The 25,915-nt window shown below is 43.8% G+C and carries 16 protein-coding genes; 9 read left to right on the top strand and 7 right to left on the bottom strand.

Translation table 11 applies throughout. The features are described from left to right. Window positions 1-291: 291 nt before the first annotated feature. The 4 genes from murJ to fxsT all read right to left on the bottom strand — a co-directional run bounded on the left by murJ (window position 292) and on the right by fxsT (window position 9,757). A complete protein-coding gene (murJ, locus tag AACU32_RS14620; protein ID WP_096600593.1) occupies window positions 292-1,896 on the bottom strand; it encodes a murein biosynthesis integral membrane protein MurJ in 1,605 nt (534 codons plus the stop codon). A 341-nt stretch (window positions 1,897-2,237) separates the two neighbouring features. Continuing rightward, window positions 2,238-4,418 carry a serine/threonine-protein kinase gene (locus AACU32_RS14615; protein WP_096600591.1) on the bottom strand — a complete coding sequence of 727 codons (2,181 nt, stop codon included), beginning with the start codon at window positions 4,416-4,418 and terminating at the stop codon, window positions 2,238-2,240. A gap of 45 nt (window positions 4,419-4,463) precedes the next feature. After that, window positions 4,464-6,170 (bottom strand): serine/threonine-protein kinase, encoded by a 1,707-nt coding sequence (locus AACU32_RS14610; RefSeq protein WP_096600589.1) that lies wholly within the window; start codon window positions 6,168-6,170, stop codon window positions 4,464-4,466. Between the two features lie 917 nt (window positions 6,171-7,087). Continuing rightward, a complete protein-coding gene (fxsT, locus tag AACU32_RS14605; RefSeq protein WP_096600588.1) occupies window positions 7,088-9,757 on the bottom strand; it encodes an FxSxx-COOH system tetratricopeptide repeat protein in 2,670 nt (889 codons plus the stop codon). 169 nt (window positions 9,758-9,926) lie between these two features. Between fxsT and AACU32_RS14600 the strand changes: the two genes are divergently transcribed. Next, the gene (locus AACU32_RS14600) at window positions 9,927-10,103 is read left to right on the top strand and encodes a hypothetical protein (protein WP_339377891.1); all 177 of its coding nucleotides are present in this window, start codon (window positions 9,927-9,929) and stop codon (window positions 10,101-10,103) included. 240 nt (window positions 10,104-10,343) lie between these two features. On the opposite strand, the gene AACU32_RS14595 is transcribed toward AACU32_RS14600, so the two are convergent. Continuing rightward, a complete protein-coding gene (locus AACU32_RS14595; protein ID WP_096600586.1) occupies window positions 10,344-11,294 on the bottom strand; it encodes a class I SAM-dependent methyltransferase in 951 nt (316 codons plus the stop codon). A 255-nt stretch (window positions 11,295-11,549) separates the two neighbouring features. Next, window positions 11,550-12,203, bottom strand: a complete 654-nt coding sequence (locus tag AACU32_RS14590; protein ID WP_096600584.1) for a DUF3386 domain-containing protein — start codon at window positions 12,201-12,203, stop codon at window positions 11,550-11,552. Window positions 12,204-12,305: 102 nt separating this feature from the next. Here AACU32_RS14590 and AACU32_RS14585 point away from each other — a divergent pair, with 102 nt between their 5' ends. The 3 genes from AACU32_RS14585 (at window position 12,306) to AACU32_RS14575 (ending at window position 14,973) form a co-directional block, all read left to right on the top strand. Continuing rightward, the gene (locus AACU32_RS14585; RefSeq protein ID WP_096600582.1) at window positions 12,306-12,983 is read left to right on the top strand and encodes a helix-turn-helix transcriptional regulator; all 678 of its coding nucleotides are present in this window, start codon (window positions 12,306-12,308) and stop codon (window positions 12,981-12,983) included. Between the two features lie 140 nt (window positions 12,984-13,123). Next, window positions 13,124-13,765 carry a hypothetical protein gene (locus tag AACU32_RS14580; protein ID WP_096600581.1) on the top strand — a complete coding sequence of 214 codons (642 nt, stop codon included), beginning with the start codon at window positions 13,124-13,126 and terminating at the stop codon, window positions 13,763-13,765. Between the two features lie 206 nt (window positions 13,766-13,971). Continuing rightward, complete coding sequence (locus tag AACU32_RS14575; RefSeq protein WP_096600579.1) at window positions 13,972-14,973, top strand: aspartate carbamoyltransferase catalytic subunit; 1,002 nt, start codon at window positions 13,972-13,974, stop codon at window positions 14,971-14,973. A 347-nt stretch (window positions 14,974-15,320) separates the two neighbouring features. On the opposite strand, the gene AACU32_RS14570 is transcribed toward AACU32_RS14575, so the two are convergent. Continuing rightward, the gene (locus AACU32_RS14570) at window positions 15,321-16,013 is read right to left on the bottom strand and encodes a DNA-3-methyladenine glycosylase family protein (RefSeq protein ID WP_096600575.1); all 693 of its coding nucleotides are present in this window, start codon (window positions 16,011-16,013) and stop codon (window positions 15,321-15,323) included. A 273-nt stretch (window positions 16,014-16,286) separates the two neighbouring features. On the opposite strand from AACU32_RS14570, the gene AACU32_RS14565 reads away from it, so the two are divergent. The 5 genes from AACU32_RS14565 to AACU32_RS14545 all read left to right on the top strand — a co-directional run bounded on the left by AACU32_RS14565 (window position 16,287) and on the right by AACU32_RS14545 (window position 25,803). Next, window positions 16,287-16,643, top strand: coding sequence for a hypothetical protein (locus AACU32_RS14565; RefSeq protein ID WP_339377890.1), 357 nt, complete (start codon window positions 16,287-16,289; stop codon window positions 16,641-16,643). A gap of 50 nt (window positions 16,644-16,693) precedes the next feature. After that, complete coding sequence (locus AACU32_RS14560; protein ID WP_096608014.1) at window positions 16,694-17,131, top strand: nitrogen fixation protein; 438 nt, start codon at window positions 16,694-16,696, stop codon at window positions 17,129-17,131. 598 nt (window positions 17,132-17,729) lie between these two features. Continuing rightward, window positions 17,730-21,920 (top strand): GAF domain-containing protein, encoded by a 4,191-nt coding sequence (locus tag AACU32_RS14555; protein WP_096600573.1) that lies wholly within the window; start codon window positions 17,730-17,732, stop codon window positions 21,918-21,920. 37 nt (window positions 21,921-21,957) lie between these two features. Continuing rightward, window positions 21,958-23,091 carry a hybrid sensor histidine kinase/response regulator gene (locus tag AACU32_RS14550; protein ID WP_096600571.1) on the top strand — a complete coding sequence of 378 codons (1,134 nt, stop codon included), beginning with the start codon at window positions 21,958-21,960 and terminating at the stop codon, window positions 23,089-23,091. Window positions 23,092-23,295: 204 nt separating this feature from the next. Then, window positions 23,296-25,803 carry a sensor histidine kinase gene (locus AACU32_RS14545; RefSeq protein WP_096600569.1) on the top strand — a complete coding sequence of 836 codons (2,508 nt, stop codon included), beginning with the start codon at window positions 23,296-23,298 and terminating at the stop codon, window positions 25,801-25,803. Window positions 25,804-25,915: the final 112 nt, after the last annotated feature.

The raw sequence follows: 25,915 nt of genomic DNA, 5'->3' as shown, positions 1-25,915 counted from the left end.
CTCTCATTGGCGGGGTTTCCCATTGGTGTCAACTTAAGTTCAAACGCTTACCCGATATACGTTTTACCCCACCCCTCAATCCCCTCCCCTTGGTAAGGGGAGGGGAGGTTTTGCGTCAGCAAAGCCGGGGTGGGGTAACGCGGATCTTGATGGTAGACGATTTGAGGCAAAATCAAGTCCTGATAAGGCTTTCGCATTAAGTTGACACAGGTGGGGGAAACCCCGCCCCTACAAATGCATGTGTGGTATTCTTTTTTTAAATTGGGGCGATTAATGGTATTCCCACAACAGTTATTTCTTTAAAAACCGCTGACGCAGACGAGATATAAAATTATTCACCTCTGGTATTTTTAGCCATGAGACAAAGATGGCAAACACAGCAATTCCCGCTAAGCCAGATATAGATAATTCTAACAGCAGAATCAGTAAATTTTCTGATGTGAATACCTGGCGACAACCGACTAAAGCAGCATAGCTAGCTACCCCAGAGACGATACTACCACCAGTTAAACCGATGATTGGGAGACTCCACTCACGCCAAGGTAAGCCGTTAAGTTTGCGATCGAGTATCCATAACAGCATTAATATGGAGCTACAATTAACACCTACTGTTGCTAAGACTAAACCGGGAGCGCCAAAAGGTTTCACGAAAAACAAATCTAGTACAACATTGAGGACGATGTTAAAGGTACTAATCCGAAAAGGTGTTTGACCGTCGCCTAATGCATAAAAGACTCGGACTAAAACATCACGCCCTAAATAGGCAAACATCCCAATACCATAAGCAATCAGTAATGAAGAAACTAGCTGTGTAGCCTCTTGCTTGAAAGCGCCGCGCTCATAGACTATTTGGACGATGGGAACAGATAAAGCTACCATCAGTGCCCCTAGCGGTAACATGGTAAAGGCGGTAAGTAGCAATCCTTGGCGAATGCGTAATTTGAGTTCTATCCAATTTTCAGGGGCTGCAAGTTTGGCAAACATTGGTAATAGGGGTAACAAAATAATGTTAGAAATAATCCCTAAAGGAGTTTGCACTAGCAGATTGGCATAGTTAAATCCAGCCGCCGCACCGGGGATGGGACTGGCAAAGTAAAGGTCTGTGGCGACGTTAATTGGCATCATTCCCGAAGAAATGGTTGCCGGTGTCATGATTTTAATCACTTCTTGAACACCAGGAGATTTAAAATCAAAACGTAGCTTTAATGTGCCTAGTCCTAACCGCCACTGCACAATTAATTGCACTAACCATTGGAGAATTGCTCCGGCTAAGGTTCCCCAAGCTAACATCATGCCACCGATGTAAGCGTATTCTGGCAGAATAATATCTTTGCCATATTGCAAAGCTAAAATTCCAATGCCGATAACAACGGTGATACTGGAAAGTAAGGGACTAATGGAGAGTAACCAATATTGATTAGCAGCATTGAGAGTACCAAAACCAATGCCGATTAAGCCAGAAAATAAAGCCATTGGAGCCATGATGCGGATCTGTTGAATGGCGATCGCTCTGGTGGTTTCTTTTAAACCATGACCGACGAAATCCACGATCGCATCCGCAAACAAAACTTGCGCGAAGGTGACTATTAACAGCACTCCGGTGACTAAGGTTGTTACTGTTTCCACTAACGGAGCCGCTTCTTCTTGCTTACGCTTCGCTAAAACGCTCACAATGGCACTGTGTAACGGCCCATTAACACCACCGAGTAAAATTAATAAAAAACCTGGAATAATATAAGCATAACTATAGGCAGTGGCAGCAGCACCTACACCAAAAGCCGCAGCGATCGCTTGCTGCCTTACTAAACCAAATATTTTACTAATTAAGGTCGCTATGGCAACAATGCCAGCAATTCCAGCGAAAGAACGAGTGGGTTTTTGGTCTTGTTTGGTCACGAATAATACCTGAAAACTCTTGCTGAGTCGATATCTGAAAACATTAACCTGAAATTGTAGGGTGTGTCAGGCAAATTTTCACCCTTGGGACTTCCAATTTTAAATTTTCCTCTCTGCTGTCCCAGGAATGTACGTGTGATTCGTAGTCAGGACTTTATACTCATGCTCCAAAATCAGCCAACCAATTTCGCCTCGTCGCCGTCAATGGTCAGTGGTCAGTGGTCAGTGGTCAGTGGTCAGTAGCAAAAACAACTTGTATGGGTGTCTTCACAGATATCCTCATTCATTAACAAAGATCTAAATTAACCCGCCCCTACTGACTGACCAAGCAGCTTAAGACTTTAAGGTGTTGGGGTGGGTGTGGGTGTGGGTGTTGGCGTTGGCGTTGGGGATGGTGTGGGTGTCGGCGTTGGGGATGGTGTGGGTGTCGGCGTGGGTGTGGGTGTTGGCGTGGGTGTGGGTGTTGGCGTTGGTGGGATAGGAGTTTCGGCTGTGATGCTCAGTTGATAATCTGCTGCTGGGGATGCTGTATTCACAACCACAAATTCATAAAATCCATCTTCGGGTAGATTGACTGATAAACTGCGTTGAGTAGAGTCTTCTAAAAATTTGATTTTGCCTGAAGGGGAATAAATTGACAGCAAAACTTGAGAATTGGCTTTGAGTTTCACTTCTAAAGATTGCTCTTTGGCAAGTCCAGCAATAAAAATTTTGCCGTTACCTGTCGTTAGATTACCACTGACTGTTTTACTTGTGGCTCCTTGGTCAAAGACGATTTTTTGAAAGGCGCTCTTAGCTAATATGGCACTGAGTTTGTCACTGACAAAGCCGTACCATACTTGTCCAGTAGGCTGATCGAGAAACTCCTTGTTGCGTTTTTGGGTGGGAAAGGCGGCGAAGAAGGCTGCATCGCCTAGATCGTATAAAGAACGACTACCAACATTGATTTGGTTAACTTCAACTTTCCAGCGATCGCGTTCTGCTGATGTGTAAGTTCCTAGTTGCTGGCGGGCTTTGGTACTCAGTTGTGCCAGTTTAGTTAATACTTCGCCTGCTAGTTTATCCCATTCTGCCCGCAAACTTTCATCCTCAGGGCGATCGCTCAGGGTCTTTCCTTTTAAACTGGGATTTTTCTCCCAGAATAGTTGATTTACTAAGTCTACATAAAAGTTATAGTTTATACTCAACTGTTGACGGCGATCGCGCAATTTATCTTTGCGTTCTTGTTCTGCTTGGGAATACTGGGGTGGGGTAGTAGTTGCACTCGGTTTTGGTGAGGGTGAAATCTGCGGATCGCCTCCTCCTGGGGAGTTAATGACATGATTTACTCCCCACGCACCTACGCCCACCATCCCCGCTGTAGCTAATGCTACAAGAATTGTTTGGGTTGATGTCCATGAATTTGCGGGTTGGGGGGGAGGTGATGGGAGCGGAGATGGGGAAGATGGGTAACGCGGGGAAGATATCGCTATCGTCTCCGATGTGGTGGGTGGAGTCGGCGCGGGAATAGGCGCTGGCGGCGGCGCTTGGGTAGGGAGTTGGGTGGGTATATAGCTCATCCCTGGCTGCTCTTTGAGTGCTTCTAGGACTTGACGAGCCGATTGGTAGCGATCGCCCGGTTTTGGCGATAGCATTGTCTTGAATAACTGCGTCAAAATTGGACTCAGGCTGACTTCTCTGTCCCATTGCCAACTCATGGTATAAGTATCAATTAATTCTTGCGGCGATTTCCCTGTCAGTAAAACTAACATGGTAGCGGCTAAAGCATAAAAGTCACTGTGGGGAGATACCAAACCAGTTTGCATTTGTTCTGGAGGTGCAAATCCCACTTTACCTAATAGAGTTGGCGCTGGGGGCGATGGGTCTACACCGGGCTGGTAATATTGGGAAGCTACCGTTGCTACTACTTGTTTAACACCGCCAAAATCAATTAATACTGGGAGTTGATCGACTTGGCGCAGAATTAAATTATCGGGGGAAATATCCCGATGAATTACGCCAAGAGAGTGGATATATTCTAAAACCGGGAGAATTTGCTGTAATAATTGCCTAATTTCCGCCTCTGTAAACCGCAAACCTTGTTGGAGGCGGGTACTTAATAAAGAATTATAAGTTTGTCCTTCAACATAATCTTGGACTAAAAATAAATATTCTTTTCCTCCCAAATTGATGTGAAAATTTTCCCGAAAGCGGGGAATTTGGGGATGTTGCAGTTTGTAGAGAACAGTTGCTTCTCTTTGAAACAGTTCTTCAGCCTTTTGTAAAACGTAAGCCGTTTGAACTTGAGGAGAAAATTCCTTTAAAACACAGAGTTCACGGAAGCGGTTGACATCTTCAGCTAAATAAGTACGCCCAAAACCACCTTGGCCAATTTGACGCACAATTAAATAGCGATCGCCTAAAACTTGTCCTGGTTGAATATTGTAACTGACTGGTGTATCTAATAATTTTTCGCCGCAATTCAAGCAAAAGCGACTACCTGCGGGATTTTCGTGTCCTTTGGAGCAATAAAAAGGATTCATATAAATTAGTCAATAGTCAATAGTCAATAGTCAACAGTCAACAGTCTAGTTGCCAGATTTTACCTTACTTACTTGATCGGCTGCGATCGCATACCAAATTTGACCATAAGTTTGTTGATTCTGTTTCCCACGCTGCTGATTGGGAAACAAGCGATCGAATTTGGCATTGGTATCTTTGATTAATTTATCTATTGTATAATCACCAAACTGTCCGGCTCGTGCTTGTCGCCTCCAGGTATCGACATCTTTCTCTTGGTAGCTTCCTAGTTTACGACGAGCTGGGGCACTGAGATTAGCCTGTTCCAGTTTTTGTAACAAGTTTTCGGCAATACCAGACCATTCATCCCGTAATGGAGCATCTTCTGCTTGAGAAGTTAGGCTACGTCCTTGTAATTCTGGCTTTTGCGTATAAAACAAATTATCTACCATGCGGATGAAAAATCCTTCGGGAATTTCCAGCTGTTGGCGACGACTTAAAATTTGACTGAGGCGACTTGTCTGTTTGTTTTGTTTGTCGCTCACTGGTTTACTGATAGGATTGGAGACTGTGGGAATAGTTGGCAGTGAAATTGACGATACACCGCGAATAATGGCATTTACTACCGCAAAACTCCCTGCGCCAACTAAAACTACCACCGACGTTCCCACCATACTCATAGCAAACGGACGCATCCAACCAGGAACCGGCATTTTGTTAGCTAGCAATTGCGTCTTGTTGTGAATTTTACTAATAATTTGATTGGGTTGTTTGCGTCCTGGGGCTACCACCATCGTCTTGATTTTGGTAAGGTGAGGATTTTGGGGTGGAGGCGCAACTTGTGACGACGGTAATTGTGATGACGGTAAATCTTTCAAGACTTGATTCGCATTTTGGTAGCGCGCACTCGGTTGATATGCCAACATCTTTTTTAAGACTGCTTCTAGTTTGGGACTGACTTTGATTTCTTTTCCCCAAAGCCAAACTCCTTGGTAACTGTCATACAGCGCTTGCGGTTCCTTCCCTGTCAACAGCACCACAGCTGTCACCGCTAATGAATATAAATCGCTACTAAAAGAAACTTTACCTTGGCGTAGTTGCTCTTCTGGAGCATAGCCTCTTTTCCCTAACAAAGTGTTATTGACAGCCAATTGGGTAAACCAAAAACCTTGAGAAGCCGGTAATTGCTTCACTCCACCAAAGTCAATTAGCACAGGTAGTTTATCAGAACGCCGCCAAATCAAATTATCTGGAGAAATATCGCGATGAACTACATCTTTAGAGTGGAGGTAGGTAAGCACAGGTAAGATTTTTTCTAATAAAGCTAGTACCTCTTCTTCCGTAAAAGTCTGCTTTTGACTTTGACGTTGTTCTAACAACTGGCGGTAATTATCACCATCTATATAATCTTGTACCAAAAAGAAAAAATCTTTACCCCCTAATTTCTCTTGTAGAGAGGCGTGAAACCTGGGGATTTGGGGATGCTGGAGTTTTTTCAGAACATTTGCTTCTCTCTCAAATAATTCTTTAGCTTTTTGTAAATCCTGCGCGTCTTCTACTTGCGGTGCAAATTCTTTGAGTACACATTGTTGATGAGATTGATTTTTATCCTCCGCCAAATAAGTACGCCCAAATCCACCTTGCCCTAATTGACGTATAATTTTGTAGCGCTTATCCACAAGCTGCCCGATAGGAAGAGGCAAAGGTTCACCGCAATGAGTGCAAAAACGGTTACTGCCATTATTTAGGTGTTGTTTAGTGCAATAGACTTGCATGGCGCTGAGGGATAAACTATGTTTTTAGAAATTGCTACAAGAGCCAAAGTTCCATTTACAGAAATTTTCGCAATTTCTCACTCTGTCTTGCAAGTAGATATGGCTTTGAGGCAATAACAAGGCGAGTATAAATTATTAATTCAAATTCAGCTAGAGAATGGTCGATCGCATTGTCCCAATGATAATTGTGCCCTGAGCGAAGTCGTTCGCGCTAGCGTCTTTGAAGGAGAAGGGCACAGTCAAACAACACTAAACAGCAGGTAAGCGTTTAGGCGATCGCAAGTCTGTTTAAAATTTGAAGTAGAGCGATCGCACTTATTCAGTCAAAAACCTGAACCTGTGTAGGTTGGATTGAGGAACGAAACCAAACATTTGGCGACATTTGTCAAGCGATCGCGATCGCACACCAGACAATGGAGAATTTTACACCATCATTCGCCTTGAGAACACCATCATTCCACCTCAGAACAGGAAACTACTAGCTCAGAACCGGAACTTTCTCGTTGAGAACAGGAAACTTCGAGTTCAGAACCGAAACATTCTCGTTGAGAACACGAAACTTTGACTTCAGAACACCATCATTCCACCTCAGAACAGGAAACTTCGAGTTCAGAACCGGAACATTCTCGTTTGGAACACGAAACTTGGAGATAAATAGCTCAACTTAATTAAACATAAAGTGTCATTACGAGCTCTACCCAGTGTAGCGTTCCCGTAGCGTCTCAAAGACAAGTAATCGCGAATAATTTATAGCGCTTGGAAGTTGGATGCAATCCAAAATTATATCCTTGCCGGTAGGGGCACGGCACTGCCGTGCCCTCAAGAGTGTAATCGACTCAACCAAAAACGCCTATATTTTACATTTTTTAAAGTTGACCTACTTAAAAGCTTGATTGATGAGGTGGGGAACTTGAATTTTACTGTTGTGGGGGGAATTGAGCGCGAAAATATGCTAAATTTTCACGTACAGTCACAGTATTGGGATGATTCTCCCCTAAACGTCGCTCAAAAATTTCCAAAGCTTCCAGGTACAGGGGTTCAGCTTCGCTGTATCTTCCTTGGGAATCGTAAAGTGAAGCCAGATTGTTCAGGCTAGAAGCAACTTTTGGATGTGATTCACCCAAGCTTCGTCGCCTGAGCTCTAAAGCTTGGACATACAAAGGTTCAGCTTCGCTGTATCTTCCTTGGGAATCGTAGAGTAAAGCCAGATTGTTCAGGCTAGTAGCAACAGATGGATGTGATTCACCCAAGCTTCGTCGCAATAGTTCTAAAGCTTGGACATACAAAGGTTCAGCTTCGCTGTATCTTCCTTGGGAATCGTAGAGTAAAGCCAGATTGTTCAGGCTAGTAGCAACAGATGGATGTGATTCACCCAAGCTTCGTCGCGTTAGTTCTAAAGCTTGGACATACAAAGGTTCAGCTTCGCTGTATCTTCCTTGGGAATCGTAGAGTAAAGCCAGATTGTTCAGGCTAGTAGCAACAGATGGATGTGATTCACCCAAGCTTCGTCGCCTGAGTTCTAAAGCTTGGACATACAGGGGTTCAGCTTCGCTGTATCTTCCTTGGGATTTGTAGAGTGAAGCCAGATTGTTCAGGCTAGTAGCAACAGATGGATGTGATTCACCCAAGCTTCGTCGCGTTAGTTCTAAAGCTTGGACATACAGGGGTTCAGCTTCGCTGTATCTTCCTTGGGAATCGTAGAGTCCCGCCAGATTGTTCAGGCTAGTAGCAACATTTGGATGTGATTCACCCAAGCTTCGTCGCCTGAGTTCTAAAGCTTGGACATACAGGGGTTCAGCTTCGCTGTATCTTCCTTGGGAATCGTAAAGTGAAGCCAGATTGTTCAGGCTAGTACCAACATCAGGATGTGATTCACCCAAACGTTTTTTGGTGACTTCTAGACAATTCTGACACCAAGTTACAGCCTGGTCATACAATCCCTGACCATTGTAAAATTTAACGTTACCGAAGAAAGGCCAAATTAAATCATCATCGCTGACGTATTGAATGAGATTGTTTGCAACTTCAGCTATATGAGGTATGGCGGGGGTGACATCGTTAATTTGCTCAAGGGTGGGGCTAAGAGGAATCTTCTTGGCTTCTGCTACCATTACTTTGCAAACAGAAAGCTTGAATTTCTCTGCTGGCTCTAAATCTTTAAGCTGATATTGAAAAAACTTCCGCAACAGGGGATGTAGTTGATAGATTCCCTCACCTTTGCGCTGGAGTAAATGCAAATTCAACAACTTATCATCTCTAATTTCTTCTAAATCTTCCCCGTCTTCCTCTGGTAAACACTGTTCTACCAAGTTCCAAGGTATAGGTGCGGCTGCAAATAAACTAAGCAAACACCCCAGTAGGGGCGGGGTTACCCCACCCCTACAATGGGCGTCTTCTAATTCTTGCCAACTTAACTCAAAAGCTGCTAACACACCCCGTTGTGCTGTCATGTCGGCTTCTGCTTTATTAAGCGCGGGTTGTTCTAGTCGCTTTTTCTCCAACCGTTGCAGCATTTCTGCTAAAGATAAATCTGGTTTCCGCGCCAAATACCGCCCCACCAACTCTAAACCTAAAGGTAAATATCCCAGCCACGCACATAACTGTAATGCTACCTGAGGGTGATGCTGATTTTCCTGTTCAACCCTTTGTTTCCCAATAATTGACTTTAATAATTCCAGCGCCACTTCTGGTTGCAGTACATCTAAGGATAATGTTGCTATCCGTCCCAACTGCTGACGGGTAGTCATCAGTATTTTAAACCGAGAAGATAGCGATATCAGGTAAGGTTTCACTTCCCGATAATCAGCAACATCATCCAACACCAGCAGCACTTCACCCTCAGGCCAATTGCGAAAGCAATATTGTACTTGCGCGGGTAAATCTACATCTGTTGGCGGGTTTAAATCAAGCTGCGTCCTCGCAAACTGGACAATTTGCACGCCCACATCCCCAGATTTTGGTAACAACCAGCAAATTCCACCTTGATAAGTGTCGCGGTGCTGGATTGCATATTGCAAAGCCAGTTCTGTTTTGCCAACTCCACCCATTCCTGCAATAGCAGCAATGGCTACCTGTTGATTTTGCTGCAAAAGTTGCTGGAGTTTTTGCAATTCTTCCCCACGCCCAACAAATTCTACCACCCCACTCAAGGGAATATTCTCGTAGTATGTGGGTGCGGCTTTAGCTTTTTTTTCACTACGCTGCACGCCTGGTAATTTTTCTCTGCGACTTTGCCATTCTCGATCAAACTGACGTAAATTTTCTTGTTTATTATTTTTGTCGTACCAAAGCGTCAGCTTAAAATGCCAATTCTCAGAACCTCGCTGATGTTCGCGCAAGTCTTCGACAATGCTTAAAAAATCCTCAAGTCGTTTCAGTGCTTCTCGGACATTATCTTTAGTTAAACCAGTGAGTTCTGCCAAAACTCGAAGCTGTGTCCTGATGATGACTTGGTTTGCTGTTTGCCAGTTGAGGTCAATTTTGAATCGTTCACAGTTATCTACCTCATCATTAGCATAAGCCAATAACTTCTCTAAAACCTTCCTGGTTCTGTCTTTGACATCATCACCGTAGCTAACACGCGCCATCAGTCATTATTGCCCAATTTTGTGACAAAGTTTGGGGATTCCCCAAACTAAATCTAGCATCCCCAAACTCTAAATTCAGAATATTCAAGCATTTCAGCCGATAAACCAGCGCTTTTGCTGTCAATTACTACCCCAAATCTACCTTGGCATCAGCGTTAAGGTAAAGCTCATGCTTAAGGCAAAAAAATCAATTAATTATAAAAAGCTGGTAGCGGTTTTAGTGTTTGTGATTCCCCTAATAGCAGATTGGTTAATCCCAGGTGCGGGTATTGCGATTGAATTGGTATTCCTGCTTTGGGAATTACTGCAAGCAGAGGAGAAAAAAGCCGATAATTTGCCGGAATAATCAAAACATCTGGCATTTCATACAGTTACACAACCTCACGCGGCTGTCTCCAAGGCAAACTTTCTATGTGTCCAGAAGTTGTAAGGGCGAGTTAACCAGAATTTTCCTTAATAATTGATTATATCTGTGAATATAGATTCCGTGGGTTTAAGTCCCCGGCTTCTACAAGCCGCAAGTTTTATAGTGGTGTCTAAATCTCTATGACAAAACTGTACTTGCGACTTGCGACTTGCGACTTCTTTACTCAGGCTTTCTCGCCACAATAGTCCGATGGCGAGGATCGCTAGCCACGGTAACTGGTAGCGCAAAACCTACAGCCTGCAATGCAGCTTCAATATCAAAAGTGTAGTAGTCATCGCTCCAGGGTTCGGTGCTTTTCATTAATGTAAATAACACTGGTGGCAGATTTTGGATCACCTGGGATTTTGGGTTATTATCTACCAGTGCGATCGCTCCACCAGGTCGCAATAATCTCAACGCTTCGGCGAAAATTGCTTGACTGGCGTACCCTGGTAATTCATGGGTGACAAACTGAAGTGTTACCAAATCAAAAGAATTATCAGGTAATTTTGTATCTTCGGCTTGTGCGTGAATCCACTGAGCTATCTCACCATTTACATCACGATTGCAGGCAACTGTGAGCATATATGGTGACAAATCAAGACCCACTGTACGTACAGGATGACTCTGCTTTTGTTGGTAGTAGCGGTGTAAGGCTAATGTAGAAACACCGACTGAGCAACCGATATCTAAAATATCTCGGACTTCTTGCGGCCCATAAGTAGCGAGAACTTCATGAAAGCTACCTCTAAGACGCGCATGGGCGACTTCCCAAGTCAGGTTTTCTTGCGGCCAAACCCGCAACGCCATTGAGTAGGTAGCTGACTCGGTTTCAAAAGCCGCATCCCAGCAAAGATTACCCTCACTGTAGGCGTGGAAAGGTACTTTGTAATAATCAGGATAAACAACATCGGGGTTAGTCATCTTGGCAATTTGCTGGGTTATTCCCGATGATTTCAGCGTCTCATAGTTTTTGCGCCAGGGAACGCCGTTTTTCTCAGCAGTTTTGATGAGTACTTTCCTGGCTTGCTGTTTCATCAATTTGTAGATCGGTTTAGTCTGGATCAGGAGATTGACAAACTGGGAAAGTTTATCTTCCCCAGCCCAGTCTGGTTTTAGCTTGTTGTTCATCGGCTGGCAAAAATAGCGGCAAGATAACTAATGTAGATAGGTCGAAACCAAGATAATTATCAGGTTTATCTGTTGCCTATTCTCATTAAATAAAAATGAGCAACCTCAATGCTCAGAGCGATCGCCTGTATTTTCATTGATTCATGCCTATATGCTTATATAGTACATTAACTAGTGCCCCAACTTTTGACAAATAAAAGCGATCGCACTTTCAGAAATGCGATCGCTAATACTGAGGTTAAGGAGTGAAAATTATTATGCAGCAGGCTCTAATAACTGGATGTTAGAGAAGATAAATTCTTGAGTGGTGACTTTACCTTCTACCTCGGTCTTAATTTCCCGGCGATTGAGAACGAAATACTTACCAACTTTTTCGTATTCATCGGTAAACTCACTTCTACCACCCTTTTGTTGACCTGTTGTGGGGTCATGGTATACAGAGTCATAGGTGTGAGATAGATAGCCTTCGCCAGTTTGGTGACTGCTAAAGGTATCAATGGTCACAAAAGTACCGTGAATCAGCCGATGAACGTGGCTGACTTCATTATTGCGGACTTTATATTTATCGCCCTCAGCCTTACCACCAACTAAGATTTCCACAGATCCATTGGCTTCTGTCGCACCATAGGTAAAACTATTTGCACCGTGGGTGTCTTCAAAGGAACGACGGACGCGGTGAATCGCGATTTCCCAAGCTTGATATTGAATCGCCTGCTTGGCTTGTTCATCCTCTGTGTCTGAGACTTCCGCCTTGAGATTGGCGCTAACGATTACCTTAGCTGTAGCCACTTGATCGTCATTCTTAAAGGTGACATCAGCTGTATACCCAGGAAAATCTTTGTCCCAAGTGTAACGATTTTCATAAGCAGCCCGGAAAAGTTCCTGAGCAGAAATTTGTGTAACAGTCATGTGTTTACCTATAAACAGTAGTGATATTAGCGTTTTTGCTTTGCTTGGTATTAGCATAGAAGTAATTGTGAAGCCCCGCATAGACCCCAACTGGGTACACTTATGGCTAATTCTCTTCATGCTGCATTTGCTGCGATCGCTAATGTCCGCAATGAGCAAGAGCTAAAACTCGCGCTCATGGACAAAATTGGCGAACATTTTGGCGTGCAACATTGGGGTATCGATCTCATAGATGACCAGTCAAAGACTCAGATTGATGTTCCCAGTATTCCCTCAGTTTGCTTACAAGGTAATCCCATAGGACGCTATGTAGTTGAGCGTCATGCGCCTGCTCATGAGCAATTAATACTATCAGAAGCAGATTGGAAGCATATTTGCCCACGCCACGACCACGAACATGTGATGACTGGCCCAATTGTCTGTGATGGTCGTCTGGTAGGAACCCTAAACTTAGCTCGTGCTAAGGGTAGTCCAGCCTTTGACGGTAACGATTTAGCTGATTTGAGTGCTTTATGCATTCACATTTCCGCAAAACTTGCTACTTTGCGGGCGAAACCAAAAACCAGCAAATCCTCTTTACCTCATCCACTGACACCGCGCGAGTTAGAAATTGCCGAATTAGTCGCCCAAGGCTTAACCAATGGGGAAATCGCCGCTAGGCTTTGGATTACCCACAATTCTGTCAAGCAAGCCCTCAAAAGGATGTTCCGTAAGCTAGGGGTATCAGCGCGTACAGAAATGGTCACAAAGCTGTATTCAACAATAATTCGTAATTCGTAATTCGTAATTCGTAATTCGTAATTCGTAATCCATGATTATTTCCCGTTATGGTTTGGGTTTAAATCTCGATCCATAACGTAATTACGAATTTTTCAGATCTTTTTCTCAACTCAAAAATAACAATTAAATTTTATGCTTTTATGAATCGCCCGCGCATTCTACAACCCGGTACAAGTTATACATTTAGCAAATATTTTGAATTGCCCTATGCGCTAGCCGACATCCTTGCAGAATTTAATTGTACTTATGAGCGTAAACGGCTTGATTTACCAAAATACGCAGGTAAACTTAACTGTTTAGATTTTTTAAGTCGCTATTTACAAAGAAATTTAGCCCACGTTAACCCGATAAGTGAAATAGCAAGAAGGGAAGTATTAATTGCCCCGACGCTATTAGAAATTTGTGTAGAAACTCAAACACAATTAAATATTGAATATCCCATTAATGTTAACGAACAACTAAAAGATAGCCTTGATTACTACATCAGCAGTGATGTGGGAATGTTAGTAGTTGAAGCCAAACAATCTGATTTAGGTAGGGGATTTACCCAACTAGCAGTGGAATTAATTGCCCTTGACCAATGCACACAATCGGAAACCCCTCTTCTTTATGGTGCTGTCACCACAGGAGAAAATTGGCGATTTGGCATATTTCACCGTCAAGAAAAACGCATTTCTCAAGATTTGAAACTTTATCGTGTTCCTGAGGAATTAGAAGAATTACTGCGGGTTTTAGTAGGAATTATTGTTGCGCCGACATCGTTAACTGAGGAAAATAGTTGAGTTAAAGATGAAAATGCTCCGGCGTAGCCCGTCGTAGCGAAAAGTCGGAGCGGCGGCTTCCGCCGATCTGAACTTTTCAAGACAGACATCGCCTGACTTTCTCAATTGACATGCGTTCGCGTAGCGTCCCGCTCTTAAGCACTGTAAATTAAAAGCTGTAGAGAAATACTCAATCATCTCTCTACGTAAAAACCGAATCAATATCTATGCCTACTACCACCTGGAATCGTCATCACATTCTTTCCCTAAGCGACTTCACTACCGTTGAATACGATGCTGTTTTGCAAACTGCTGCGAGTTTCCAAGAAGTGCTATCACGACGGACGAAGAAAGTACCAACTTTACAGGGACAGGTGGTGGCGAATTTGTTCTTTGAACCTTCTACACGGACTCGCAGTAGTTTTGAAATCGCCGCCAAACGCTTAAGTGCAGATACCCTGAATTTTGCCGCAGCCACTTCTTCTATGACGAAGGGAGAAACAATTCTGGATACGGCGAAGACCTATTTGGCGATGGGAACTGATATCATGGTGATTCGCCATCGGGAAGCTGGAGTACCAAATGCGATCGCTCAAGAAATGGATCGTTTAGGAGTGAAAGTCAGCGTGCTAAATGCCGGTGATGGTCAACATGAGCATCCTTCCCAAGGACTGCTAGACTTATTCACCATCTGTACTCTGCTTGACCCAGCCAATCCCCGGATAGAACTGTTAAAAGGGAAAAAAATTGCCATTGTTGGCGATATTCTCCATTCTCGCGTAGCGCGATCGAATATTTGGAGTTTAACTGCAAGCGGTGCCCAAGTTCATTTAGCAGCACCCCCAACTTTATTACCAAAAATATTTGCCGAGTATTTCTCTGAAGACGCAACCTCTCTCAATCGTCAGTTATTTTTACATTGGGAAGTTGAACCTGCTTTGCGTGATGCGGATTTTGTCATGACTTTGCGCCTGCAAAAAGAACGCATGACTGCCCATTTGTTACCCAGTTTACGAGAATATCATCAATTATTTGGTATTACACGCAATAAACTGCGGCTGTGCAAGCCTAATGTCAAAGTTCTGCATCCAGGCCCAGTCAATCGCGGTGTAGAAATTAGCTCCGATTTGATGGATGATCCGGAATTTAGCTTGATTCAAGCACAAGTTACCAGTGGTGTAGCTGTGCGGATGGCATTGCTGTATTTCATTGGTAGTGGCAAACTTTGACTATGCCCTCTGCCCTTCGGGTGACTTGTAGTGCGAGCGTCTCGCTCGCTGGTGTTCATTCATCGTGCAAGATGTTTGTCCTTCCCTGCGGGAGGCTGCGCCAACGGACACGCTACGCGAACGCACTACGGAATATGGGTAATTTATTTTTTGTAAGTCCCCTAATGCTGCGCTAACACCACTTGCTTGATGCTTACCTCCCAATACGGTTCGGTTAACGTCATTGCGAGCGAAGCGAAGCAATCGCAAAGACTCTGGGATTGCTTCGCTTCGCTCGCAATGACTGTAAATATTTTTGCTCATGTACTTAACAACTTCCCTTTTCCCTTTAATCGAACCGTATTGGCTCACCTCCTACCCTCTGCCTTCTTCACTTTTGTTTTTACCGTAATAACATTGAGGTAATAGTGCCATAAGATTCTGGTAGCGACTGCACGCCAAGGTCGCCATTGGTGGGCGATCGCTTCTAGTTCTGTGGGTGTGGGGCGTGTTGTCAAGCCTTTGAGCTTTTGTAAGGCGATCGCCACTCCTAAATCGCCTTTGGGAAAGACATCAGGACGTTGTAGCGCCATCAATAAGTAAATATCAACTGTCCAGTCGCCAATACCTTTGATCCGCTTTAATTCAGTTCTAATAATAGTTTCTTCCATTGTTTCCAAATGAATTAAATCAAGCTGACCTTTCATAATTGCATTCGCTAATTCACGACAATAAAGGATTTTTTGCCGACTAAAGCCAATTCCTCTTAATTGCATATCGTCAAGCGACAAAAAATTCTCTGGTGTTAGTGGTTGAACAACATCACATAGACGCTTAAATACAGCCTTTGCAGCCGCTAAAGAAACTTGCTGTTCTAAAATAATCCGCAGCAGCGTGGGAAAACCTGTTTCTCTTTCCCATAGAGGTGGTGTCCCAAATGTTTCTAAAATTTGCGCAAAATCGCTGTCAATATTAGCAAGCACCCTCAATGCATGGGTAAAAGTTTCTTGAGTCAATGATTCTAGTTCTGATGTTTGATTAATCGGTTCTTTTAAGGTCATCTTTTTTCTGAATTTATTCTGGTCACAGCTACCGTTAAAAATCAAAACTGATGCGAACCTACTAATTGCATATAGTATTGATATCAAAGTTGAGAATTGTTACGCCAAAATGGCTACAAAAGTGTCAGCAAAACAGTTACATTGTAAATTCAGGATTGAAATAAATTTATCAGCATTTAGAAAGGGTCTGAACCCTGCCAAATACCTTTTACTCAAATATTTCTTACTTAAAATATTCGCCTGTAATTCTCAATAAAGAGAAGGAAAATCAACATGAACGACAAGAAAAAACAGGGTAACAGTCACTTTGAAATTAACGACTTGATTGATGATGCTGTAAATAATGCCTTGGCACGCCGGAGCGAAGCCATACTGCCTTTGAGTGATGAAGAAGCAACAAGCATTTCCGGTGGAACAGCTCTTCCTACTACCATAATACATGGTGTGGTGATTAATCCTTGTCCTCAGCCTACTCCATTTCCCCCCACAATACATGGTGTGGTGATTAAACCCCCCACAATACATGGTGTGGTGATTAATCCTTGTCCTGGGTCTACTCCTTTTCCTCCGATCATACATGGTGTGGTTCTGAATCCCAATCCTCCTGAGACTGGAATCAATAATTCGTGAAATTGTCAGTAAATTTATAGTCTAAAATCCTCTTTCAGTTGGCTCAAGAAATGGAAGAAATTGCTACTCAAAAAACTACACTTTGCCCCAGTGCTAGAGCCGAGTCTGTGAATAGCATGGTTTTCGGAGTTGTTAGTGGAACTATTGCAGAACCTCGAGTGGCTTATTTGAAGCAGCCCCAACCTATCACAGATGAACTGATAGCAAAGGTTAGCCCAGTTACACCCACTGAAGTTTTTCGCATGGCGACACCTTGCGCTCATCAAGCTTGTCTGCATTTTGATGGTAAAGATTGTCGTCTAGCAAAACAAATTGCCGAAAAATTACCTGCTGTCACAGAGGAATTACCCCCCTGTTCTATTCGTCGAGATTGTCGATGGTGGAAGCAAGAAGGTAAAGCAGCGTGTATGCGTTGTCCGCAAGTTGTTACAGATATCTACAACCCATCTGAACTAGCAGTGACAGTGGCCAAACTAGCCGCAGGTTAAACAAAACTAACAACAGAAGCTGTTGGCTGCTAGTTGATTCACAAAAGTTAATGCCCTAATTCAGTAATTAGGTACGATTCAACTGAGCTATTTAAAGTTTAGCTGAATAACAGCTAAGGGGAAAAGGGTAAAGGTTTTATCCTTTTCCCCTTCTTAATATATTTATATTTATATTTATCTACCCTAATCTACTTAGATACCAATACTACTCGGTTAAGCGTTTTGAAACTAAAATTGGTTTTGGGTAAAAGGTGAAAGGGTAAGGGTTAAAGGTTTTTTCTTTCCCTTTTTCCATTCCCCTTTTTCCCCTTAACCGAAAAGTATTGACTTAGATACACCAAATTACACAGAAGCGTTTTGAATTTACATTAGGCGTAAATTCAAAATTAACAATCCCCCTTTTCTATAGCACTAGGTAATAGATACTCTGACAATAGATGTTTTTACGAATGATTCATAATTGGCAGATTACGAACTTGTAACTGTAAAATTATGGCTCTGCCCTAAACCCCAACAATCTCAATATTTAAGAATATTACGGTTTAAATAACCTGTGTATTGCTAACGGGAATAATAAAGCATAAACGCCTTTACATAAATGTTTAACCACACAATGCCTCTCACCGCATCAGAACTGAAGTCTGCGATTGTCCGCGATCCCCTGGTAGTTAAACTGGATACGATGGTGATGGACGCGATCGCCCAAATGAGCGGCGTGAGGGCTATCTGTAATGCTACGAAACTAGATGAACTCCATCTAGAAGCACGATCAAGTTGTGTGTTGGTAGTGGAAGAGGGGAAGTTGCTAGGTATCTTCACAGAGCGGGATGTGGTGCGCTTGTGTGCCCAGCAGCGTTTTTTGGAGAATTTGGCGATTCGGGAGGTGATGATCTCTCCAGTCATCACCTTGCATGAGTTTGAGTTCACCGATTTATTTTCTGCGGTTAATTTACTCCAGCAGTACCGCATTCGCCACTTACCTATTTTAGACGAGCAGGATCGGGTGGTGGGGCTACTAACTAATGAAAGTCTGCGGCAAATCTCTCGCCCTGTGGATCTGTTGCGGTTGCGGCTGGTGTTGGAGGTGATGACAAGTGAGGTGATTTGTGCTGCGCCAGATAGTTCTATGCTGGCGATCGCCCAACGGATGACAGAAAACAGGGTCAGTTGTGTGATGATTGTGCAACCCAGTGATAGCCCCGCCAACCAAGAGCAAATTCCGGTGGGAATTGTCACCGAGGGGGATATTGTGCAGTTTCAGTCCTTGGGCTTGAAACTGGCAACCTATCTGGCTCAGACGGTGATGAGTACGCCGATTTTTGCCGTTAGACCCAATGATTCGCTGTGGGCCGTACAGGAGATCATGGAGCAGCGCTTGATTCGTCATTTGGCGGTGACAGGTGAGCGGGGTGAGCTATTAGGTATTGTTACTCAAAGCAGTTTGCTGCAAGCCCTCAACCCTTTGGAGATATATAAACTGGCACAGATTTTGTCACAAAAGGTGGTGCGGTTAGAGAATGAGAAGGTTCAACTGCTGGAAACTCGCACCGTTGAACTAGAGCAACAAGTTGCAGCCCGGACAGCCGCCCTCAAGGCTAAGGTAGGTCGGGAGAAAATGGTATCCGCTCTCGCCATGCAAATTCGCTCGTCTCTAAGTTTGCAAACCATTCTGGACACGACTGTGGAGCAGTTGCGGCAATTGTTAGGTTGCGATCGCGTCAACATTTGGCGGTTTGAGGCAGATTGGCAAACCATCGTCGTGGCAGAATCCACCAACTCGTCCATGTCGCTGCTGGGCGAACAAATTAAAGAAACCTGCATGAGCCACAACTACAGGGAAATTTATCGTCAGGGGTTGATTCGTGTTGTGCCAGATATCTACACGACCGAAATGACAGACTGTCACCGGGAGATGCTGATCCGCCTCCAGACGCGAGCCAAAATTTTAGTACCACTTATGTGTGGCGATCAACTGTGGGGCTTACTCAATGTCAGCGAAAGCCAGCACCCCCGCCAGTGGCAGCCTGAAGAAGTTGAACTGCTGCAAGCCTTATCAGTACATCTGGCGATCGCCCTTCAGCAAGCTACTATCTACCAAAAATTGCAAGAGCAACTGATCAAGCTTCAGCAAAAGTCAGAGCGACTGCAACAGAGCGAACAGCGTTATATCACCCTCAATCAAGACCTAGAAGCCAAAGTCCAAGAACGCACAGCTAAACTCCAAGAACGAGAAGCCCAACTCCAAAAAATATCGGAGCGCTTGGCATTGTCCCTGAAATCTGGAGGGATCGGCTGTTGGGACTGGGACATTTTACAGAACACCATCCTTTGGGATGAGCGGATGTACGAGCTGTATGGTATGACAAAAACATCTGATTCTCATCTGTCCTACGAAATTTGGAAAAATGTGCTACATCCCGATGACCGTACACCCACAGAAACATTGCTCCAGCAGACACTTTTAGGACAGGCAGAATACGATACTGAGTTTCGGCTCGTACATCCCGATGGCAGCATCCGCTTTATTAAAGCCTATGGGGTGGTGGTGCGAGATGCCCAGGGTAATGCCGAGAGTATGATTGGAGTCCACTTTGATATTAGCGACAAGAAACGAGCTGAACTCGCCCTGCAAAGCAGTGAAATCCGGTTCCGTCGGATGTTTGATTCCCATGTAGTCGGGATGATCTTTGCCGATTTTCAGGGGAAAATTATCGATACCAACGATCACTTTTTACAGATGCTGGGCTACACCAGGGAAGAATTCAATACTGGGGCAATTAATTGGCAAGCATTGACACCAGTTGAACATGTCCCCGCTGATTTTGCCGCGATGATGCATCTGATGGAACATGGCGAGATCGATCCCTGGGAAAAAGAATATTATCGCCAGGATGGCAGCAGGATTCCTGTCCTAATAGGAGCGGCAATCCTCCCAGGCTCAGACGATCAAACTATTTGTGTAGTAGTGGATATTAGCAAGCGCAAAAAAGCTGAAGAAATTATTCGCCAACAAATAGAGCGAGAAAAACTGCTGCGAGAAATCACCCAGAAGATTCGTCAATCCCTAGACCTCCAGACCATTTTCGATACCGCTTGTCACGAAATCCGGCAAGTGATTCAGTCTGATCGGGTGGGCATTTTCAAGTTTTATCCCGAATCCAACTTTGATGATGGCGAATTTGTGGCTGAATCGGTTTTAGAGGGGTTTCCCTCAGTGATGGCGATTCGGGTACATGACCACTGCTTTGGCGAAAACTATTCATCTCTCTATGCCTTGGGTAGGTCTTATGTTGTTGATGATATTTATAACGCGGGGATGACAACTTGCCACACTGATATCCTGGCTCAGTTTCAGGTGCGTGCCAATTTGATTATGCCGCTGCTCTGCGGTGATGAGTTGTGGGGTTTGCTGTGCGTTCATCAATGTGGCACAACTCGCCACTGGGAGCAGTCAGAAATTGATTTTACCCAGCAACTTGCCAACCAGTTAGCGATCGCCATTCAACAAGCGAATCTCTATGAGCAATTACAGCAAGAACTCAAAGAACATCAGCATACAGAAGCAAAACTTACCCAGAGTAATCAACAACTGGCATTTTCTAACCAAGAACTCGCCCACGCCACCCGCCTCAAAGATGAATTCCTGGCCAGCATGAGCCACGAACTCCGCACCCCCCTCAACGCCATTCTCGGCATGAGCGAAGGGCTACAAGAGGGAGTTTTTGGCATCGTCAACGAGAATCAACTCAAAGCCTTGGAAACCATTGAGCGCAGCGGCTCTCATTTGCTGGAGTTGATCAACGATATCCTTGATGTGGCAAAAATAGAAGCAGGACAGATCACACTGAATTGCACCTTAGTTTCGGCGGCTCATCTGTGCCAATCCAGTCTAGCGTTTATCAAACAGCAGGCATTGCAAAAAGGAATTCAGCTTGACATTAAACTTCAGCACAATCTACCAGATCTACTCGTGGATGAACGACGTATTCGTCAGGTGTTAATTAACTTGCTCAACAATGCAGTCAAATTCACCCCCCAAGCAGGAAGCATTACCCTAGAAGTTCAGCAAATTTCCCCCGACATAGCCATTACCGATATCCCAGGGCAAAACTTCCTGCAAATTGCCGTGAGAGATACAGGTATTGGCATCTCGCTAGAGAATATCAATAAACTATTTCAGCCCTTTATCCAAATCGATAGTGCCTTGAATCGTCAATATGCGGGTACAGGCTTGGGACTAACATTGGTGAAGCGAATTGTTGAACTCCACGGCGGTAGGGTGGGACTAACCAGTGAACTGGGTGTAGGCAGTTGCTTCACTATCGAGCTACCTTCTACCTATGCTTGTCTGCTTTCATCGAATCATAAACCAGGCACTACTCCAGAACTCGATTCCCCAACTGCCGAAACAACCCCAAGCCATGCCCCCCTGATCTTGCTAGTAGAAGATAATGAAGCTAATATCAGTACAGTTTCTAGCTACCTCAAAGCCAAAGGCTACTGTATTCTGTTGGCAAATAATGGTCAAGAAGCCATCGACCTAACTACAAAGCACCAGCCTGACTTGATTTTGATGGATATCCAAATGCCGGGAATGGATGGTCTAGAAGCCATAAGACAAATTCGCCACGATCCTCAATTGGTTGATATTCCGATTGTGGCGCTCACAGCATTGGCAATGACAGGCGATCGCGATCGCTGTTTAGAAGCGGGAGCTAACGACTACCTGAGTAAACCTGTGAAGCTTAAACAATTGGCCTCCACTATTCAAGATCTGTTAAGTACCTAAACAAAATTAATACATACATAGTTTCCCTGTTCCCTTTATGCCCTCGATTTTAGTAATTGACGATGAACCCGATAACTTTGATGTTATTGAAACACTTTTAAACGAGCAAAATTATTTGCTGCACTATGCTGCTAGTGGTCAAGTTGCGATCGCCTCTCTCAACGTATTTCAGCCAGATGTGATTTTGCTCGATGTCATGATGCCGGAAATGGATGGCATCGAAGTCTGTCGGCAAATTAAAGCCATGCCCCAATGGCAACCAGTTCCCATCATCATGGTGACTGCTCTCAACAGCAAAGAAGACCTCGCTCGTTGTCTGAAATCAGGTGCTGAAGACTTCATTAGTAAACCTGTGAATTCGGTGGAACTACGGGCACGCATTCATTCCATGCTCAGAATTAAGCAACAGTACGATAATATCCAAAGCTTATCGAATATCCAAGCTAATAGCATCAAAGTCTTGGAAAATACCCTCAATGAGCTACGTGGTAACTTAGCTGCTACTTTACCCCATGAACTCAATACACCACTATATGGCATAGTCGGCACCATCAGCCTACTCATGGCAGATCTCGAGAACATGGATACTGCGGAAATCCGTGAACTTTTAGGCTTGGCAGATGAATCTGCTCGTCGCCTGGAAAAATTAACGCAAAAATTATTGATCTCTTTAGAATTAGAGCTATCAACACACCAAAAGCATATTATTAAACCTCAGTCAACTAAGTTTTCTATAGTAGCGATCGCCCCACCTTTGCAATCTCTGGCTCGCAGTGTTAATCGCAGCCAGGATCTCATGTTTGCAATCGAAGAAGCTGAGGTGTCAATATCAGCTCAATATCTAGCGATGATCCTTGATGAACTAGTCGATAATGCGCTCAAATTCTCCCAGACTGGCACAGCCATAACGATCAGTAGTCAGGTAGGGACAGGAATGCTCAATGTCTATGTTCATAATTGGGGACGGGGTATGACAGCAGAACAGATCTCGAAAATCGGTGCTTTCATGCAGTTTGAACGCAAAACCTATGAACAGCAAGGCTTAGGCATGGGCTTAAACTTGGTCAAAAAAATCGTCGAACGTTGTGGTGGGCAATTCTCCATTTCCAGTGTCTATAAACAGGAAACAACTATAAATATTAGTTTACCAATTTTAACTGTTGACGGTTGACTGTTGACTATTGACGGTTGACTGTTGACTAATATTAACTAATAAATAACCCGATTGGGTGAATGCGATCGCCGCAACCAGAATTACTCTGAAATAAGGAGCAGTTTTGCAGTTGACAGTGATGATTTTTGCAGCATCAAAATTGTCAAGATGGCAACAATTGCCACAATCAGATTAGTTGCTGGCTTTACAAAGGCATAAAAAGTGGATGAAACTGTAAAATTACTGCATAAACCAGATTTTCCACATGGGACTCTAACTTTGTTGGAAAAAATTGCTGCTAATTTACCGGGAATGATTTTCCAAGTCCTGCAACGGCGGGATGGTTCGGAGTTTGTGATGTATGTAAGTTCTGGTTGTCGCCAACTATATGAGTTAGAACCAGAAGTTATTCAAGCAGATTTGCAGGTTTTGCATCAACTGGTTCATCCACAGGATGTGAAAGCCTTAGCAGAATCTGTAGATGTTGCTAAAGCTACTTTATCACCTTGGCGTTGGTCAGGTCGCATCATTACACCTAGCGGCAAAATTAAGTGGATTCAAGGTGCTTCCCAACTAGAACAACAAGCTAATGGTGACTTACTTTGGGAAGGTTTGGTAATGGATATTACCGAACGCAAACAAGCAGAAGAACAGTTGCGCCACAGCCAGATGCGCTATGAAGCAATTTTAAATGCGATTCCCGATTTGATGTTTCGCCTCAGCCGTGATGGTGAATATCTAGATTTAAAAGACGATGATACAAGTATTGTGCTTCCTAGAGAAGAGATAGTCGGCAAAAATTTAGAAGATATCTTACCACCTGATGTGGCTGTGATTAGCCAGGAAGCGATCGCCAAAACTTTGGATGAAGAGAATTTGCAAACCTTGGAATATCAATTACCAACGCCTTTGGGAATTCGAGATTATGAAGCGCGGTTGGTAGTCAGTGGTACAGATGAAGTCTTAGCAATAGTCCGAGATATTACAGAACGCAAACAAGGAGAAGCTAAATTGCAAAGTCTCGCGCAAAAGTATGCTAAAGCTTTTCGTTGCAGTCCCAATGCCATTACCCTCAGCACTTTGCAAGAAGGACGCTACATAGAAGTTAACGATAGTTTTATCAGACTTGCAGATTTTGAGCGAGATGAAGTGATTGGGCGCACGGCTTTTGAATTAAATTTGTGGGTAGACAAGCGCGATCGCCTGAAATTATTGCAAGAGTTGCGGATGACAGGCTTTGTGCGCAACCTAGAAATGGAATTTCGCTCTAAATCAGGAAAACTAATTACAGCGTTGGTTTCAGCCGAAATAATTGATTTAGATGATATCCCCTGCATTCTTGCAGTCACTCACGACATTACCGAACGCAAACAGGTAGAAGCCCAATTGCGTCTCTCTGCCCAGCGCGATCGCTTGTTAACAGAAACTTTAGCGCGAATCCGCTCTTCCCTCAACTTAGACCAAATTCTCCAAACTACTGTAACCGAAGTCCGGCAATTTTTGCAAGCAGACCGAGTATTTATTGGTCTCAACGATCCCAAAGGGGGAGCCAAAACTGTTGCTGAATCAGTCAATCCCCAATATCCCGCCGTCTTGGGTTGGACTACTGATGATGAAACTTATCTCCAAGAATTAAAAAATCTCCTCATAACTAATCGTTTGCGGTTAGTCGAAGATGTTAACAAAATCGTCGTATCTCCCAAATTAAGGGCACATTATCAACAATTCCAGACGCGGGCTACCTTGGCTGTACCGATTATGCTCAATAATGAATTATATGGGGCGTTAATTGCTAATCAATGTTCCGGGCCTCGTGAATGGCAAACAATAGAAATTGATTTGCTACAGCAAATGTCAGAGCAATTAGCGATCGCGATTCAACAAGCTCGACTTTACCAAGAACTAGCCACACTTAATACTAATTTAGAACGCCAGGTAGAAGAACGCACTGCCCAACTACAGCAGAAAATGCAGGAACTAGAAGCAATGCAACGTGTTAAAGATGTGGTGTTGCATACCGTAGCCCATGATTTGCGCACTGCGGTGATGGGTAACTTAATGGTGCTGAAAAATTTACTCAAAACTCCGTCCTTGGGGACTGGTGAGTGGGAATTAGGTAAAGAATCAGGCTCACACCGAACCCCTAATTCCCAATCTTTCATTTCCGTATCTCGTTCAGTTATTGAACGCATGATTCAAGGTAACGATCGTCAACTAGGGATGCTTGACTCCTTGTTAGAAATTCATAGTTGCCAAGGTCAAGGAATTAATCTCCGCCGCGAGCTAGTACATTTTAACACGCTGCTAGGCTTGATTATTAAAGACTTGCAGCCCATGCTCAACCAAAATCAAGCAACTTTGAATAACTTAGTACCTGACGATTTACCCTTCGTCATGGCAGATCCAACTCGGTTACAAAAAGTTGTAGCCAATATATTTGCATATAGTTTGCAGAACAATCCCCCAGGACTAAGTTTTACCATCAAAACCAAAGTTGAAGGTGACATGATTCGCACTCTCGTTGAAGATAATGGTATATCCATGAGCAAACTAGAGTGCGATCGCCTCTTCGATTTGTACATCCCTGAACCACAAGCTTGTTGTTCTACAAGTATTGCCTTAAAAATGTATCTCAGCCGACAAGTGATCCAAGCACATGGCGGCGAAATTGGGATTATTAGTCACCGCAAACGCGGTTTAACTTTTTGGTTCACATTACCGCTTGTTTGACATTTTCGCCAAACTTCGCTTCCTATAGTGCGTAGACGCGGAGCGGCTTGTCGTAGACATCGCATCGGGAGCATCCCACTTTTTTGTATGTCATTGCGAGCCAAGCGTTCGA

The organism is Calothrix sp. NIES-2100 (genome assembly GCF_963875285.1).
Lineage (GTDB): Bacteria > Cyanobacteriota > Cyanobacteriia > Cyanobacteriales > Nostocaceae > Aulosira.
Note: the sequence above shows the minus strand (reverse complement) of the source record. Positions and strands in the feature narration are given on the sequence as shown.

Bases quoted from the DNA above. Each gene is read 5' to 3' on its own strand.
- AACU32_RS14615 (WP_096600591.1), bottom strand. From the start codon at position 4,418: ATGAATCCTTTTTATTGCTCCAAAGGACACGAAAATCCCGCAGGTAGT.
- AACU32_RS14610 (WP_096600589.1), bottom strand. From the start codon at position 6,170: ATGCAAGTCTATTGCACTAAACAACACCTAAATAATGGCAGTAACCGT.
- fxsT (WP_096600588.1), bottom strand. From the start codon at position 9,757: ATGGCGCGTGTTAGCTACGGTGATGATGTCAAAGACAGAACCAGGAAG.
- AACU32_RS14600 (WP_339377891.1), top strand. From the start codon at position 9,927: ATGCTTAAGGCAAAAAAATCAATTAATTATAAAAAGCTGGTAGCGGTT.
- AACU32_RS14595 (WP_096600586.1), bottom strand. From the start codon at position 11,294: ATGAACAACAAGCTAAAACCAGACTGGGCTGGGGAAGATAAACTTTCC.
- AACU32_RS14590 (WP_096600584.1), bottom strand. From the start codon at position 12,203: ATGACTGTTACACAAATTTCTGCTCAGGAACTTTTCCGGGCTGCTTAT.
- AACU32_RS14585 (WP_096600582.1), top strand. From the start codon at position 12,306: ATGGCTAATTCTCTTCATGCTGCATTTGCTGCGATCGCTAATGTCCGC.
- AACU32_RS14580 (WP_096600581.1), top strand. From the start codon at position 13,124: ATGAATCGCCCGCGCATTCTACAACCCGGTACAAGTTATACATTTAGC.
- AACU32_RS14575 (WP_096600579.1), top strand. From the start codon at position 13,972: ATGCCTACTACCACCTGGAATCGTCATCACATTCTTTCCCTAAGCGAC.
- AACU32_RS14570 (WP_096600575.1), bottom strand. From the start codon at position 16,013: ATGACCTTAAAAGAACCGATTAATCAAACATCAGAACTAGAATCATTG.
- AACU32_RS14565 (WP_339377890.1), top strand. From the start codon at position 16,287: ATGAACGACAAGAAAAAACAGGGTAACAGTCACTTTGAAATTAACGAC.
- AACU32_RS14560 (WP_096608014.1), top strand. From the start codon at position 16,694: ATGGAAGAAATTGCTACTCAAAAAACTACACTTTGCCCCAGTGCTAGA.
- AACU32_RS14555 (WP_096600573.1), top strand. From the start codon at position 17,730: ATGTTTAACCACACAATGCCTCTCACCGCATCAGAACTGAAGTCTGCG.
- AACU32_RS14550 (WP_096600571.1), top strand. From the start codon at position 21,958: ATGCCCTCGATTTTAGTAATTGACGATGAACCCGATAACTTTGATGTT.